12 protein-coding genes are annotated in these 15,623 nt (G+C 46.6%); 8 read left to right on the plus strand and 4 right to left on the minus strand.

Annotated elements, in window-relative coordinates; all coding sequences use genetic code 11:
* Window positions 1-5: 5 nt before the first annotated feature.
* From ACYVF1_RS16980 to ACYVF1_RS16990, 3 genes are all read right to left on the minus strand, one after another.
* Window positions 6-1,259, minus strand: a complete 1,254-nt coding sequence (locus tag ACYVF1_RS16980; protein ID WP_461080930.1) for a ComEC/Rec2 family competence protein — start codon at window positions 1,257-1,259, stop codon at window positions 6-8.
* Between the two features lie 5 nt (window positions 1,260-1,264).
* Window positions 1,265-2,092: a glycerophosphodiester phosphodiesterase family protein gene (locus tag ACYVF1_RS16985; RefSeq protein WP_461080932.1), complete on the minus strand. Its 828-nt coding sequence runs from the start codon at window positions 2,090-2,092 to the stop codon at window positions 1,265-1,267.
* Window positions 2,093-2,201: 109 nt separating this feature from the next.
* Window positions 2,202-5,597: a TonB-dependent receptor gene (locus ACYVF1_RS16990; RefSeq protein WP_461080934.1), complete on the minus strand. Its 3,396-nt coding sequence runs from the start codon at window positions 5,595-5,597 to the stop codon at window positions 2,202-2,204.
* A 437-nt stretch (window positions 5,598-6,034) separates the two neighbouring features.
* Between ACYVF1_RS16990 and ACYVF1_RS16995 the strand changes: the two genes are divergently transcribed.
* The 6 genes from ACYVF1_RS16995 to ACYVF1_RS17020 all read left to right on the plus strand — a co-directional run bounded on the left by ACYVF1_RS16995 (window position 6,035) and on the right by ACYVF1_RS17020 (window position 10,434).
* The gene (locus ACYVF1_RS16995; protein WP_461080936.1) at window positions 6,035-6,802 is read left to right on the plus strand and encodes an alpha/beta fold hydrolase; all 768 of its coding nucleotides are present in this window, start codon (window positions 6,035-6,037) and stop codon (window positions 6,800-6,802) included.
* 15 nt (window positions 6,803-6,817) lie between these two features.
* Window positions 6,818-7,519, plus strand: a complete 702-nt coding sequence (locus ACYVF1_RS17000) for an SAM-dependent methyltransferase (RefSeq protein WP_461080938.1) — start codon at window positions 6,818-6,820, stop codon at window positions 7,517-7,519.
* A gap of 52 nt (window positions 7,520-7,571) precedes the next feature.
* Complete coding sequence (locus ACYVF1_RS17005; RefSeq protein ID WP_461080940.1) at window positions 7,572-8,228, plus strand: MBL fold metallo-hydrolase; 657 nt, start codon at window positions 7,572-7,574, stop codon at window positions 8,226-8,228.
* A gap of 78 nt (window positions 8,229-8,306) precedes the next feature.
* Window positions 8,307-8,996 (plus strand): CDP-diacylglycerol--serine O-phosphatidyltransferase, encoded by a 690-nt coding sequence (gene pssA, locus ACYVF1_RS17010; protein WP_461080942.1) that lies wholly within the window; start codon window positions 8,307-8,309, stop codon window positions 8,994-8,996.
* A gap of 59 nt (window positions 8,997-9,055) precedes the next feature.
* A complete protein-coding gene (gene purS / locus ACYVF1_RS17015) occupies window positions 9,056-9,307 on the plus strand; it encodes a phosphoribosylformylglycinamidine synthase subunit PurS (RefSeq protein ID WP_461080944.1) in 252 nt (83 codons plus the stop codon).
* A 119-nt stretch (window positions 9,308-9,426) separates the two neighbouring features.
* Entirely contained in the window at window positions 9,427-10,434 is a 1,008-nt protein-coding gene (locus ACYVF1_RS17020) for a 3-oxoacyl-ACP synthase III family protein (RefSeq protein ID WP_461080946.1), read from the plus strand.
* Between the two features lie 33 nt (window positions 10,435-10,467).
* Here the strand turns inward: ACYVF1_RS17020 and ACYVF1_RS17025 are convergent, their stop codons facing one another.
* Window positions 10,468-10,725, minus strand: a complete 258-nt coding sequence (locus ACYVF1_RS17025; RefSeq protein ID WP_461080948.1) for an AtpZ/AtpI family protein — start codon at window positions 10,723-10,725, stop codon at window positions 10,468-10,470.
* 116 nt (window positions 10,726-10,841) lie between these two features.
* On the opposite strand from ACYVF1_RS17025, the gene porW reads away from it, so the two are divergent.
* Together porW and ACYVF1_RS17035 are read left to right on the plus strand one after the other, a co-directional pair.
* A complete protein-coding gene (gene porW, locus ACYVF1_RS17030; protein WP_461080950.1) occupies window positions 10,842-13,097 on the plus strand; it encodes a type IX secretion system periplasmic lipoprotein PorW/SprE in 2,256 nt (751 codons plus the stop codon).
* Between the two features lie 70 nt (window positions 13,098-13,167).
* The gene (locus ACYVF1_RS17035) at window positions 13,168-15,543 is read left to right on the plus strand and encodes a penicillin-binding protein 1A (protein ID WP_461080952.1); all 2,376 of its coding nucleotides are present in this window, start codon (window positions 13,168-13,170) and stop codon (window positions 15,541-15,543) included.
* Window positions 15,544-15,623: the final 80 nt, after the last annotated feature.

Raw genomic sequence — 15,623 nt, forward strand, 5'->3', positions numbered from 1 at the left:
CTATTCTACTGTGCCTGGTAGGGTCCATGTACACTCTTAATTCGGAACAATTCATTCGTATCCTCTAGCACAAACACCTGATACGTTGCTCCGCCCTTTGCAACACGTATCACTACGTGTCCAGATTCGCTTTTGAGCCGGGGGAGAAAATCCTGAATAGCCGTTTTAGCTGCGTCAAGCAAATTCGTCGCAAATACATCGCGAGGCCCCTGATACGTTTGCTCCGAGTAGATGCGTTCCAGGACATCGCGACCTGGATGCGAGGCCGCCCAGGCAGGTATCACCAAAACGCGGGGTCGTAAATTGGCCAGCAACGTACCGTTTTCGGAATCGGGATAGCCGTGGTGATCGAGCAGTTGCACATCGACCTTCCCTACTACGTTGGCTAAGGGTGTTTCTACATCATGCCAGGCTGGTGTTCCAAACTGAAGTACGCCCTGAATATCAGCCCCGGAAAAGTAATTGAAATTACCGTAACGTAGCTGAAAGACAATGCTACACATATTTTCATTGGGATACTCTGCTGGTTTCAACGTACTCAGATCAGGAAATAGAGAACGAGTAGTAGCCCCCTCTCCTGTCCAGATTTCGCCGTTAACCATCAGGTTACGTATCTCAAATTGCCCACGATACGTTGCTGGTTTGTGTAGTAAGGTAATTTGATCGTTACGTCCGGCCTGAAACCGTTCTACAATCAATTTATTATGCTGCTTTTGCCACTTTAGGTATTGACGATAATTGCTCACCATCGAATCGCTGACAAACGGACGGGGATACTCGTAATCGGGCCATCCACGATCCAGAATCTTGCGTATCCGAATAAAATCATTGACCTCCGTAATACCTGTTGCTACGTATCCTCCTGGCGAACGTTTCCTTACGTTCAGCGACATTCCCATGTGATCATCATGGAAATGAGTAATGATGGCGTAATCGATAACTGGGTTTGCCTGAAGACGTAGCACTCTACGGACGTAACGAGCAATCCATTCACCCGCTTGTTTGGAGTTATCAGGCTTTGTCGAAATATTTCGTGGTTTACCGGTACGCCAGTCGAGTTTGTTGATGGCTCCAGCGTCAATTAATAACGTAGTACCGTCAGGAAGAATAGCAAACGTAGCGTTACCCTGTCCGGTATTAATATGGTGAATGTCGAGTTGCCCCTGTTGCCAGTCAGGCAATGGCTGTCCGATCTGCTGGGCGACTCCCCCAACCGAAATCATGATTAACCAGAAAACGAGCAGAGAATGACGTAGCATGGGTCTCAGAATAAATTGGCCACATCGGTTGGGCGGTCCGTCGTCAGAATATCACCACCCTGCTGAAGTATAGCTCGATACCCAGCAGTGGCTTCATTAATTGGTTTTTCGTCTAATTGCCCCGCGCCATACGTACCAACTGAGCTGAGTATTCCCAGCTTATGCAACCGTTCATAAAACGCGGGTTCCTGTAGTTTCTGGGGCGTCAGCGCTATCAGTCGACCTGAAATGGGCGGATTTACTTCCCATTTTTCTACATCCGATAAGCCGCCCACACCTAATGCCAGCCAGACAGTTGGATATAGCTTGCGCATTCGCTGGGCATCGGCCGGGGAATAGCAAATCACGAAAATCGAATGTTCGGCCCCGTATTTCTGTACCTCCTTCATGGTACGTACCAAATCAGTTCCTGGCTTTACGTCTAGCGCCAGTACGTAACGGTTTTGATTCCAGTTCAATACGTCCGCAAAAGTGGGAATGTGTTCGTTTGTTAGCTGACCAGACAAGGTTTTTAGCCGAACCTTCTTCAACTTATCGAATGTCCATTCTGCTACGTTCCCTTTCGCGTCCGATTCTCGGTCTAACGTAGCGTCATGGAGAAGCACGAGTGCGCTATCCTGGGTCATCCGCACATCCATTTCAATAATAGCATCAGGAAGTGCTATGGCCGTCTTATCGAACGTAGTAATTGAATTTTCCGTATCGCCCTGTCCTGGGCCACCCCGATGAGCGAGAATGAGGGGGTGCTTCCGGTTCGGTGTATGCTGAAAATATTCATCCAGTGCCTGTATATCGCGAAAACGATCCATTTGCTGCGCTATACTTTGCTGCACAACTAAGCATAAAAGGCAAATAAAAACTGACTTTTTCATGCTACAAACCTATAAAACAAAAATCCCCGCAACAGTAATCTGTGCGGGGATTTTCAAATTTGTAATTGACTTAGTTAAAGATATAACGAAGGCCAATTTGTGCCTGATAAACGTCACCACTGTTGAGAGAAGCACTTTTCGTAAATGAATCTCTTAGCAGAACTGTCTGGCCATTTATGTTTTGTGTAGCTAGACGATAGCTTGGAACGCCTGTCGTTGTATTTACACTTGCTAGAACCAGCGGGTTAAAGGTAGTTTGCAAATTACCTACGCCCCATTTATTGTTAATCAGGTTACCAACGTTGGTGATATCAACCCGGAACTGGATCGTATTACGCTTTCCTTTCGAACCAACGGCGATGTAGAACTCCTGAATTGCCGTGAAGTCGAAACGAGCCAACCATGGAAAAGCTCCACCGTTACGTTCTGCATATTGACCACGGCGGGTGCTTAGGTACTCATTGCCATTGATATACGAATCGAAAGCCTGCTGTTGCTGCTCTGGCGAATAAGTTACTGAAGTTGGACCTGTACCCACTACAAGTGGGCTAAACGTCAGTTCATTAGCGCTTCTTGGTACGTAGATTAAATCGTTAGCGGTCTGCCCGTCAAAGTTAACGTCCTGGTTGTATGTATATGAAATTTTACCACCACTAGCATACGTACCAGCCAGCGTAAAGGCGGTAGATCCACCAAACTTACCACCATAATTCAGGCGATAGTTCAGGTAACCATTGAACCGGTGACGAAGGTCCTGATCAGAGTAAGACAAAGCCAGGTAGTTTTGGCCAGCGAACGTTGGTACGTTTGCCTGTACTGTGCTTCCCACAAACGCAATGTCTCTAGCCTGACCGTATGTATAGGCTACCATACCACCAAAGCCTTTAGTAACTGGTTTTTCCAACTTAAGCGTGAGAATGTATGAATCGCCTTGCTTCGTATTTTTCAGCACGAATGCATTGCCAATCTGTGGATTATAGTAGCGGGCCTGATTGACAGTATTGGCAGCACCACTACCAGTACTTGTCACCCCAAAAGCAGGGAAAAGGGCACGTGTGTCAGGACCACTCAATGTCCGGGTAGGCGCTTTCAGGTTGGCGTCGATATAACGAAGTGCCTGAAGGTTCTTGTTATAAATAACCTCTACTGTTCCAATCAGTCCCCACGGTAATCTCTGGTCAACAGCAAGATTGGTTTTCCAGATTTGTGGGTATTTCAAATTCGGGTCCGATGCGTTGATTGTATAAGGCAGCAGTTTCGTCAAATCAACTTTAGATGGATCTGGCGGCTGAACAGCAGCTGGTAATTTACTAGGGTCAGTAACAAATGGATAAGCATTTGTATTAGTTACTGTGATAAGAGCGGTGTTTACCCCATTATTACCCAATTGGTTAGACACCAACACTTCAGGAATACGGGATACGAAAATACCGCTACCACCGCGAATCTGCGTTGTCTTATCACCTTTCAAATCCCAGTTGAAACCTACACGTGGCGACAGCAACACACTTGCTTTAGGAAACGTACCAGTCGTGATTTTATAATCGGCTCCGTTTTCGTCTTTGAATGTCAGGCCTGCAACGATTGGGTTGTTGAAATCCTTCGCCGTGCTATTGTCGTAATCGAACAGGTCAGCCCGCAAACCGTACGTCACTTTGAAGTTCGGGCTAGCCTGGAATTCATCCTGTATGTAAGCGCTGTATAAATTCCGTTTCAATGTTTGTAACGGCTCAGCGCCACCCGGAATCAATGAATAACGCAGGTTATATTGACGAAGTTGAACAGGGGACGTAGTAGAAGTGGGATTACTGATCGACGCTAAAGCAGCAGCTTTGAAATCGGCAATCGAGTTATACGTATAAACACCGTTCGATGATGGGAAGAATACGTTATTCGAGGTATAGTACTCAAATACTAATCCGGCCGTAATCGTGTGTTTACCAGCAAAATAGCTAAAGTTATCCGTGATATTGAACGTCGAATAATTCAGCTTGTTATTCGGAGTGAATGGATCAAAACCAATAGACGTATAGGTCGTTCCACCCGGTGCGATATCAATCGTTGGGAATAATTGTGTTTTATACGTTCTATCTTCAATCTGCTTGTTATACGTAGCAACCAGATCATTGGCAAACTTACCCCCAAAGTTAGACGTCAACTCGACAGCCAATGAACGTGTATTATCAGCAATTATATAGCCTGTATTTTGTGGCGAAAGCGAGTTTGGGAAAACGTTCCGGTTACCATTACCTGCCGTATTACTACTATTACTATTGCTTATCACCTGATCCGACGATGAATTGTGGTGCGAGTAGCGAACTGACAGTTTGTTGTTATCATTGATGTTATAATCCAGGCGAATCAGACCTTTCGTGCTTTTTACCTGGTTGTTGTAATTATCAATTGCTCCGAGATCGAAATTAAAATTCGTCGCCATGAAGTTCTTCAGGTCGATCAAGTCAGATGCCAGTACATTCGAAATGTTACCTGTAGCGCCATCCTGTTTAGCAACAAAGCTTAGCGCTGGGTTACTGCTCGTAAACTGCTCGGCATTGATGAAGAAAAACAGTTTATTTTTTATGATTGGACCGCCCAGACGAAAACCCCATGTTTTTTCATCAATGTTGACAGTACCAATTGAATTGCCAGCCGCAGTCTTACCGACCATACCCGTATTACGGAAGAGGTGATAAACCGAGCCTGAGAAATCATTCGTACCAGAACGCGTTACTGCGTTGATACCAGCGCCGGTGAAGCCCGACTGACGAATATCGAACGGTGCTACGTTAACCTGAATCTGGTCCAGTGCGTCGATCGATACGGCTGTCGTACCTGTCCGACCACCAGCCAATGCAGAGCCACCCAATCCGAATCCGTTGTTAAACACCGAACCATCAATGGTAAAGTTGTTGAAACGAGGGTCCTGGCCAGCAAATGATTGTCCGTTACCATAAGGATTGTACTTAGTGATATCCGTCAGCGTCCGGTTAATGGTTGGAAGTGTATTGATTGCTTCCCGGCTAAACGATGAGGCTGCCCCGGTTCGGTCTGAACTAAAAACATCACTTCGGTTCCCCGAAACAACAACCTCACCTAAGTTTGTGCCTGTTTCAGTGAGTTTGAAATTAGCATCGGCAGTAGTTCCCAGGCTGGCGAAAATATCCTCTTTAACCTGATCTTTGAAACCAACGAATGTTACGGTTATCGTATAAGGCCCCCCAACCCGAACGTTAGGAAATGTATAAAAGCCAGAAGAGTTGGTAACCGTGCCGTAGCGGCTTCCAGATGGCGTATGAACAGCCACCACAGTAGCACCAGGAAGGTCGGCTCCTTTATCATCTGTCACCCGGCCATTAATAGCCGACGATGTTACTTGCGCTACAGCTACGCTTCCGAGAAAGGTAGTCAATAGCATACTGCCGATCAGCAAAAAAGCCACTCGAAATTGCAGTAGTTTTCTAGACATAGAAGTGTTTGATTTGGTTAGTAGTCTTACGGACCAGAATTTGATTCTCAGAGAATATCAAGAGACAAATATGCTTAATATTTTTGATCTTCAAAAATGCCATATCTTTAAAAAGTACCACTATATGCACATATATAGACAAAATTCTACAAAAAACCCTATTTAAGAAGGTTTAAGTTCTATAAAGTTACATTACCATATTATTAACTCAGTTTGAGGGATTTAGTAATTTTGCCCACAACCAAACCGTTTGCGTAGCTCAGTGGACAATTTAGTTACTAAACTGACTCCTTTCTCCTGTTTTTCTGGCTTAGTTTTGTCGAAGGTTTCCAGCATAATTTTTTTATCAATTAGTTGAATCTGCCAGGTTGCTGATTCGAATTTTAAGATAGCTAACCTGCGTTAGTGGTTAGCGTTACGTAGTTTTTAATTTACCCATGAAACTCTTCTTTCGTCAGGTCGGCGAGATCGGCCCAGCTATTGTTATTCTGCATGGCATTTTCGGGTCTTCCGACAATTGGCTGACCATTAGTAAAACCATTGCATCCCAGGGCTACCGAGTCTTTCTGGTTGATCAACGTAATCATGGACAATCGCCACGTGCCGACGAAAATGATTATCAATCTATGGCGGCTGATTTGCGTGAATTTCTAATTGATCATCAGTTGGATGCGCCTATACTTATCGGTCACTCAATGGGTGGTAAGACCGTGATGCAGTACGCTATGTTATACGGTGATACGTATCAAAAATTGGTGATTGTCGATATTGCACCCAAGTTTTACCCGGTTCACCATGCCGAACTCGTCCGGGGTCTGAAGGCGATTGACCTGGCGTCAATCAAGAGTCGTAATGAAGCCGACGCTGTATTGAGTCAGTATGAGCCTATTCTGACGGTACGTCAGTTTTTGCTCAAAAATTTATATCGTAACGAACAGGGCGTATTTGCCTGGCGACTAAACTTGCCGGTGATTGAACGGGAGTTGCATGGCATTGGCGAGGAATTGACCAATCCACGTATCGTTACGGAACCAACTCTGTTTATCCGCGGCAGCGAATCGCCGTACATTCTGGATGAAGATATCCCAGCGATCAAACGTATTTTCCCCAACGTAACCATCGAAACCATTGCTGGAGCTGGTCACTGGGTACAGGCCGAAAAACCAGCCGAATTTGTCGAAATTCTGATGAAATTTGTTTCCTGACGTAAAGACTAGTCTATGCCAACGCTTTTTCTGATTCCAACGTTGCTTGCCGACGATACGTCTGATCAGGTTCTGCCGCCCCGCATTCGGGAAGTAATTGAAGCCACTGATACGTACTTTGTCGAAAATATCCGGTCGGCCCGGCGGTTTATCAGCGGTCTGAAAACAACGCGAGTAATCGACGAAACTACTTTTTTTGATCTCGACAAAGACACCCCTCCCACTGATACACGCCGGCAGATTCAGGAGTTGACTGAACGTAGACGCAATGCAGGTATACTTTCCGAAGCAGGCTGCCCTGGAGTTGCTGACCCTGGCGCTACGTTGGTTGCTATGGCGCATACACTGGGCTGGCGGGTTGAGCCACTTGTAGGGCCATCGTCTATTTTACTGGCGTTGATGGCGTCGGGCATGAGCGGTCAGTCATTCGTGTTTCATGGTTATCTGCCCATCGACAAACAGGAACGTATCAGAACGCTACGTCATCTCGAGAAAGAAGCCCAGCAACGGCAGCAGACGCAGATTTTCATGGAAACACCGTACCGAAACGATGCGCTTTTTGCCGATATTTTGGCAAGTTGTCAGGCTACTACGCGCCTGTGCGTCGCCTGCAACCTAACGGCTTCTGATGCGTTTGTTCGAACGTTGTCTATCCGCGAATGGAAAACACAGACACCCGATTTACGTAAAAAGCCAACCGTCTTTCTACTTTTGTGAATAAAAGTCGATAGACTCTAACAACTATCGGCTGATGACTATTGACTAATATATGGTTCACGCCTTTGAGTTTTCGCCGTTTCAGGAAAATACATACGTAGTAGTCGATGAAGCCACTAATGAGTCAGTCATCATTGATCCTGGCTGCTACGATCAATCCGAGAAAGAGACATTAGGCCGCTTTATTGAGTCGAATAATCTTACTGTCAAGTATTTACTACTCACACATTCTCACTTAGACCACGTCTTTGGCGTGGCTTATGTGAAGCGTAAGTTTGGCGTTAAGGCGTACCTGCACGAGAAGGACATGGTCATTTTCAACGACGTACCTACGCGCTGCATGATTTATGGCTTGCGCGGGTACGAACCATCTGAAATCGATGCATTTCTGCACGAAGGCGATCAGTTTCGGTTTGGAAATACAGTGCTAGACGTAGTATTTGTGCCGGGACATGCTCCTGGGCACGTAGCATTTGTGAATCATGCCGAACGCTACGTAATCGGGGGCGACGTACTTTTTCGGAATAGCGTTGGTCGCACTGATTTTCCCTACTGCAATCACGCCGACCTGCTCAACAGCATCCGAACAAAGTTTTATACCTTACCCGATGATTACGTAGTCTATCCCGGCCACATGGACTCGACTACCATCGGTTATGAAAAACGAACCAATCCATTTGTTAAAGGAGCGATAAGTGATGAAGAATGAGTCTGTTGAGGTCACTCATATTAAATGCGTCAGCAGATTCATTCTTCATCACTTACCACTCCCTATCATCCTCCATCCTTGAGAAACTTACTTAAACACCTCCCGAATGCCATGACCTGCGGCAACTTGCTCTGCGGGTGTATTGGCATAGTTATGACGCTACGTGGTCATCTGGACACGGCCGCCTGGTTGATATTCATTGCCGCTGTTCTTGATTTTGGCGACGGCTTTGTGGCTCGTTTAGTTAAGGTCTCAGGACCATTCGGAAAAGAACTCGATTCATTAGCTGACGTCGTTACGTTCGGTGTATTACCTGCCATGATGGTTTTTCAGCTTTGCTGGTTCCAGGGACTGGATATCATTTCCTACGGCGCATTTCTGATTGCGGTTCTGTCGGCGTTACGTTTGGCCAAGTTCAATATCGATACGCGCCAAAGCGATCAGTTTATTGGCCTACCTACCCCAGCCAATACGTTATTAATTGCGGCTTTCCCGCTGATGGAACGCTACCAGCCACAATTTGACACACTCTGGAAAAATGATACGGTAATGGGTATTCTCATCGCCTTTTCGTTTATGCTGGTTGCTGAGATTCCTTTGTTTGCGCTCAAATTCAAATCGTTTGGCTGGGCCGAAAATCGCATTAAATACAGTTTTCTGCTGGCCTCTGTGCTGCTCCTGTTATTTTTGCAATTCGCAGCTATCCCAATCATTATCCTGCTTTACATTCTTGTTTCACTATTTTCTAAAGAGCGAAAGAGCGAATAAGTGCCTGCCGGATGGTATTCGCTCTTTCACTCATTCGCTCTTTCACTCTTTCAATTTCTATGAAATACATCGCTGAGATCAACATTATGACCCGTTCGGAAATTCTGGACCCGCAGGGCAAAGCCGTTAAGCTTGGGCTACATAACCTCCAGATGGACAACATCGATAATGTGCGTATTGGAAAGCATATTCGTCTGGAAGTTGATGCCGACAGTGAGGAACAAGCCCGGTCGACGGTTGACTCGGCCTGTAATCAACTCCTGGCCAACCTCATCATGGAAGAATATTCGTTTGAGTTGCACGCAGTCTAAATGTTAAAAGCGTTATTTTGTCATGCTGACGCAGAAAGGATCTTAAAGATTTAGTACTTTTCAAATCAAGTTGCTTCCTGCATCAGCATGACAAAAATGCTTTTAAATTTTAGTTACGAATGAGCACTGTTTATTCTAGCATCAAAGGGTTAGGCTTCTACGTTCCTGACAACGTAGTGACGAACGACGATCTGACCCAATATATGGATACGTCTGATGCCTGGATTCAGGAACGGACGGGTATTAAACAACGACGCTATTTTACCTACGGCAAAGACACCAATGCCAGCATGGCTACGGCGGCTTCCTGGATGGCGCTCGACCGGGCCAACGTAGCGCCTTCTGAAGTTGATCTAATTGTTTACGCCACCATTACACCCGACTATTTTTTTCCCGGTTCCGCATTTCTGATGCAACGCGAACTGGGTATGGAAAATATCGGTGTGATTGATATCCGAAATCAGTGTTCCGGTTTTGTGTACGCTCTGTCGATTGCCGACCAGTTTATCAAAACAGGGATGTATAAAACCATTCTGGTGGTTGGTTCCGAAATCCAATCGACGTTCCTCAACAAAAGCAACGAGGGTCGTGGGGTAGCCGTTATTTTCGGGGATGGCGCGGGTGCCGCCGTTATTCAGGCAACTACCGATCCCGAACACCGTATCCTTTCGACTCATCTGCATGCTGATGGTCGTTTTGCCGAAGAGCTTTACGTACGCGATCCCGGTAGCAGCCGCGAAGGACGCTGGCTCACCGACGCTACGTTGGCCGAAGGCAATTACAACGTAACGATGAACGGTAACGCGGTTTTTAAACACGCCGTTGTCCGGTTTATGGAAGTGATTAATGAAAGTCTGCAAGCGAATGGCTACAAGCCGGAAGACTTATCATTACTCGTCCCTCACCAGGCCAATATCCGCATTTCTGAATACGTTCGCCAACAGATGAACTTGCCCGAGGAGAAAGTATTTAACAATATTCAGCACTACGGCAACACCACCGCGGCTTCCATTCCAATTGCTCTAACTGAAGCCTATGAAAAGGGGCTCGTACAGCCGGGCGATTTAATTTGTCTGGCCGCGTTCGGCAGTGGCTTCACCTGGGCATCAGCACTATTAAAGTGGTGAGCGATGTTGGTCGGGACAGAGCATACCCTGTCTCTACTTAGTCAACTGGCGAATAAATAGGTATAACGATGCACCGATGGCCGTAAGTGACAGTACAATTGTCCAGATTGGCGTTTTGTTCTGTTGCCACTCATCGAGTTTGTGCCCCGCCCAGACACCCAGTCCAATGGTGCCCAGCATCTGAAAAGCGATGCCACTAAATTGCACAATCGACGTAGTGCGCTCGGTCGTTGTCTTCACTACGTCCTTTTTATTGTTCTCAGGATTGGGGGTTTCAGGGCTGTTTTCCATAGATTTATGGCATTAAATGTGTTATAGCCTATAAAATTCGTTAATTTGGGCTGACGTTCCATATTGCCAGAGCGGCCTGAGACGTTTTAATACGAGCGACCACGCGTTATCTCCGAATGTCCCGCTGTTTTTCTAATCATCCATTCTTCCTGCTTGCGGTCTTTGTTCTAATGGCCGTCGGACTAGTATCGTGTTCTCAGTACAGTACTAAACCGATCAGTAAAGGCTATCATAACTTAACGGCGCATTACAATGCCTACGTTATTGCCCGCGATCAGATAAACGAGGCTGAGCTCATTCTGTTTAAAGCTCGTAAAGAGAATTACAGCCAGCTGCTGCCAATTCTACTACCTGTCGATTCAAACTCAATTTCGGCCGTAAAACCGCAGATTGACGATGCTATCAAAAAAGCTTCACTTATCCCCGAGCGGCATCAGAACAGTAAGTGGGTCGATGATGCCTATAATCTCATTGGTCGTGCTCGTTTATTGAAACAGGATTTGCCCAATGCCATTGAAGTGTTTAAATATGTCAACACTAAAGGCACTAACGAGAACGACAAACATACGGCGCTGGTTGGCCTCATGCGGGCGTATGTCGAAGCCAGTGATTATACCAACGCACTGAACGTAGCAGAATACCTGCGCAATCAGCCACTCAACAAAGCCAACACCCGCGATTTTTACCTGACGAAAGCTTATCTCCACGAACGCCAGGGCGAATATGCTACGTCGGTAGGCATTCTGGAAGCAACATTTCCTGAATTAAAGAAAGGAGAAGCAACGGCTCGCCTTCACCTGATTGCCGGCCAACTCTACGACATTGCGGGCCAGCCAGCCAAAGCCGTCGACCAGTATCGGCAAGTGCTGCAATCCAGACCGACCTACGACCAGTCGTTTTATGCTAACCTCTACGCCATCCAGAGCAACGGCTTGACCGGCGATCAGAAGCGGCTGGCTCAATCGAACGAAACGTTTGAGCGGATGCTCAAAGACCGCAAAAATGAAGACCTTAAGGATAAAATTTATTTTACAATGGGTCTGCTTGAGGCACGTAGCGGCCGGGTCGATAAAGCAATTCAATTGTATACGCAATCCGTACAGGCAGCAGGAGCAAACACCACGCAGGTACCGTATACGTATCTAGAAATCGGAAAGTTGTACTACGAGAAGAAAGGCAATTACGACCGAGCTAAAGTATACTATGACAGCGCTTTAGCCTTGCTTCCCAGACAATCGCCCGATTACGCTGCGTTGGCGGCACGTAAAAAAACGTTAGATGAGTTTGTGCAGTATAAAACGACGATACGTACTGAAGATAGTCTACTCCACCTGGCACAACTCGATTCGGCTGCACTCAACAAAATGCTCGACAAGGTAATTGACCAGCGTGAAAAAGAAGATAAAGCTCAGGCCGATTTGGCCAAACAAATTGTTGACCGAGCTACTAATGGCAACACAAGCGTAGTGCCAGGAGCCACCAACTCAAACCTCCAACCTGCTGAACGCTGGGCACTTTATAATCCGGTGGCGCTGAGCCAGGGGCGTCAAGAGTTTACGACTCGCTGGGGAAATCGCCCACTCGAGGATAACTGGCGACGTACCAATAAAGAGGCTTCTGCTTCGGTAGCTGGTCTGAATAGTCCCGTTTCAGGTGGTTCGCCCGCCAACTCGGTTAATCCGAATTTGCCAGTGCAACTATCTGATACGCCACCGGTTGCTGGTACTGGCCCACCGAATCCAGCGCAGGCAAGACAGGCACAGAAAAACGCCATGAAGAGTCAGATTCCGTTCTCGAAAGATGCTCAGACTACGTCGAACCAACGTATCGAAAATGCGCTTTATCGTTTAGGGAAGCTTTACAAACTACAGCTCAACCAACCAGCCGACGCGATCACTACGTTCGAACAGTTACTAACCCGGTACCCAAATACACTGCAAAAACCAGAAGTATATTATCTATTGTATTTGTCGAATGATCAGCTTGGAAAAGCATCACCCTGGAAAGACAAACTACTGGCCGAATTCCCGAATACGTCTTATGCTCGTTTAAGCGGACGTAACGCCGGGCAAACCACGGATGCCGAAGCGCAGGCTCTGAAAAAATACACGGCTATTTATGAGCTTTATAAAAGCAATAATAACACTGAAGCGCTGGCGCAGACCGAAAATGCGTTGCGTTCGTTTGCTGGTACACAATTAGAAGATAAATTAGCCCTGCTACGTGTTCTGCTGGTTGGCAAAATGCAAACTGTGGACGCTTATCGGCAAGCCCTAAACGAATTTGTTCGTGACTACCCGGCGAGCCAGCTCCTTCCCCGCGTGAAGGAAATGCAGACGGCCGCTGACCAAGCAACCGCGAAACGGAAATAACAAAGAAGTTTACAGTGTTTACGAAGAGTAAACAGAATACTGGAGACTATCAACAGAAAACTAACTCGTAATGATTGAATTTGCGTCCGGCACCTATCGGACAATTATCCGAAATCTCTGGCGATACTCCCTGATTGGCATTGCGTTACTGATTTTATACGTCGTTGCAGTCAGTTACAATTTCTTTTGGCTTTTTGGTGGGATGCCCAGTTTAAAAGCGCTGGAAAACCCGAAAAGCGAAGAAGCCTCAGAAATATATACCTACGATCAACAGTTGCTGGGAAAATACTACGTTGAAAACCGCACGCCTATCGAAATTTCGCAGGTATCACCTAACGTTACGTCGGCGCTGCTGGCTACTGAAGACGCCCGATTTATTAAACACTCTGGTATCGACCCGCGCTCACTCTTCCGGGCAGTAGGTGGTTTTCTGACATTTCGCGATGCGTCGAGTTCAGGGGGCGGCAGTACGTTGACTCAGCAAACGGCCAAAAACCTTTTCGACACACGTAGAGAGGAACTTCGTGGGCCATTAGGCAATGTCCCAATTTTAGGACTTGTCATTGCTAAAACTAAAGAGTGGATTCTGGCGGTACGTCTGGAACGAAACTACACAAAGCAGGAGATCATGATGATGTACCTGAATACAGTGTCGTTCGGCAATAATACGTATGGTATTAAAACAGCGGCTAAAACGTATTTCGCGAAAGAGCCCTGGCAGCTAAATGTAGAAGAGGCCGCGCTGCTGGTCGGTATGCTCAAAAATCCGACGCTTTATAACCCACGCCTGTTTGAACAACGTACTAAAGAACGCCGGAACGTAGTGTTGTCGCAGATGAAGAAATACAAGTTTCTGACTGACGAGCAGTTCTTTACGTATAAACGCAAGCCGTTAAAACTTGATTTCAGCGTCGAAAACGCGAATACCGGGATGGGCGCTTATTTCCGGTCAGTGATCAGTGCCGACCTTCGCCAGTGGATTAAAAAATATAACGAGGAAAACCCCGACGCTGATCTTGACCTTTATACCAGCGGCCTGAAAATTTATACGACTATCGATTCACGGATGCAGACCTATGCGGAAGAGGCTGTAATGACTAATATGCGCGATCAGCAACGTAAATTTTACGAACACTGGCGCGGTCGAAATCCGTGGGTACAGCGAGATAAAGTCCGAGGCAAAGGCAAACGTAGCGAACGATACGTAGAAATTCCGGGATTTATTGAAAACGTGGCACGCCGGACAACACGTTATAAGCAGTTGAAGGCTGAGTATGGCGCCGATGAACAAGCCATCTGGCGCGAAATGCGGAAGCCAATCAAGATGAAAGTGTTTGTTTATGGCGGACGACGTAATGAAAAAGATACAACCTTAAGTTCGCTGGATTCCATCCGCTATTATAAACGTCTCCTAAATACGGGCTTCGCTTCTATAGATCCACGTAATGGTTACGTAAAAGCCTGGGTAGGTGGTATCAATTTCAAGCATATGAAGTTCGACCACGTGCGGCAGGGGCGTCGGCAGCCGGGTTCTACGTTTAAGCCATTTGTGTACCTGACGGCAATGGATCAGGGCTTTGTAACGCCGTGCAGCCACCTGATTGACCAACCCACTACGTTCGCGCATGGCGAAGACAACAACAACGGACCAGCCTGGACACCCAAAAACTCAACGGGTCGTTACAGCTACCAAAGTTTATCGTTACGTGAAGCTCTTGGCCAATCAATTAACACTGTTAGCGCTCAGTTGATCAAGAAAACCCGAGCGGCCGAAGTGATTAAATACGCCCACGAAATGGGTATCGAAAGTAAAGATTTACGGGAAGATCCGACGCTTTGTCTGGGAACAAGCGACGTATCGGTTTTTGAAATGGTAGCGGCTTACTGCGCGTTTGCCAATGGAGGTATTCGAGTCAAACCAGTTATGATCTGGCGGATTACGGATAAAAACGGGAACGTACTGGCCGATTTTAGCCCCAATGGTAATCAGGTAATTAGTGCGAATCGGGCTTACGAAATGCTGCATTTAATGCGTGGTGCGGTGGAAGAACCAAACGGTACGGCTCAACGGCTTCGAACCCAGTATAAGTTGCTGGAAGGGGGCAACGAAATTGCAGCTAAAACAGGCACTACGTCCAATTATTCAGATGGCTGGTTCATGGGGATGACGCAGCACCTGGTTTCGGGGCTATGGGTGGGTGGCGACGACCGTTCCATTCACTTTCGCTCCATAGAGTACGGTCAGGGAGGGCGTATCGCTATGCCTGCCTGGGCTATGTATATGCAGAAAATTTATGCTGATAAAACGTTAACCAATTACCGGCCAGAGCCTTTCCGAAAGCCGAATAATTTTCAGATTGATTGTGGTGGTTACCACATCGACTCTTCTCAACGATACATCCCACCTAAGGTCGTACCGGAAGATGAGGATGAAATACTACAATAGAGTTATAAAGTTGTAGGGTCATATAGTTATATAGTTCCTAAATCGTTAGCCAACTATATACTCTGTGACCCTACAACTAT

It is taken from the genome of Spirosoma flavus, assembly GCF_054778555.1.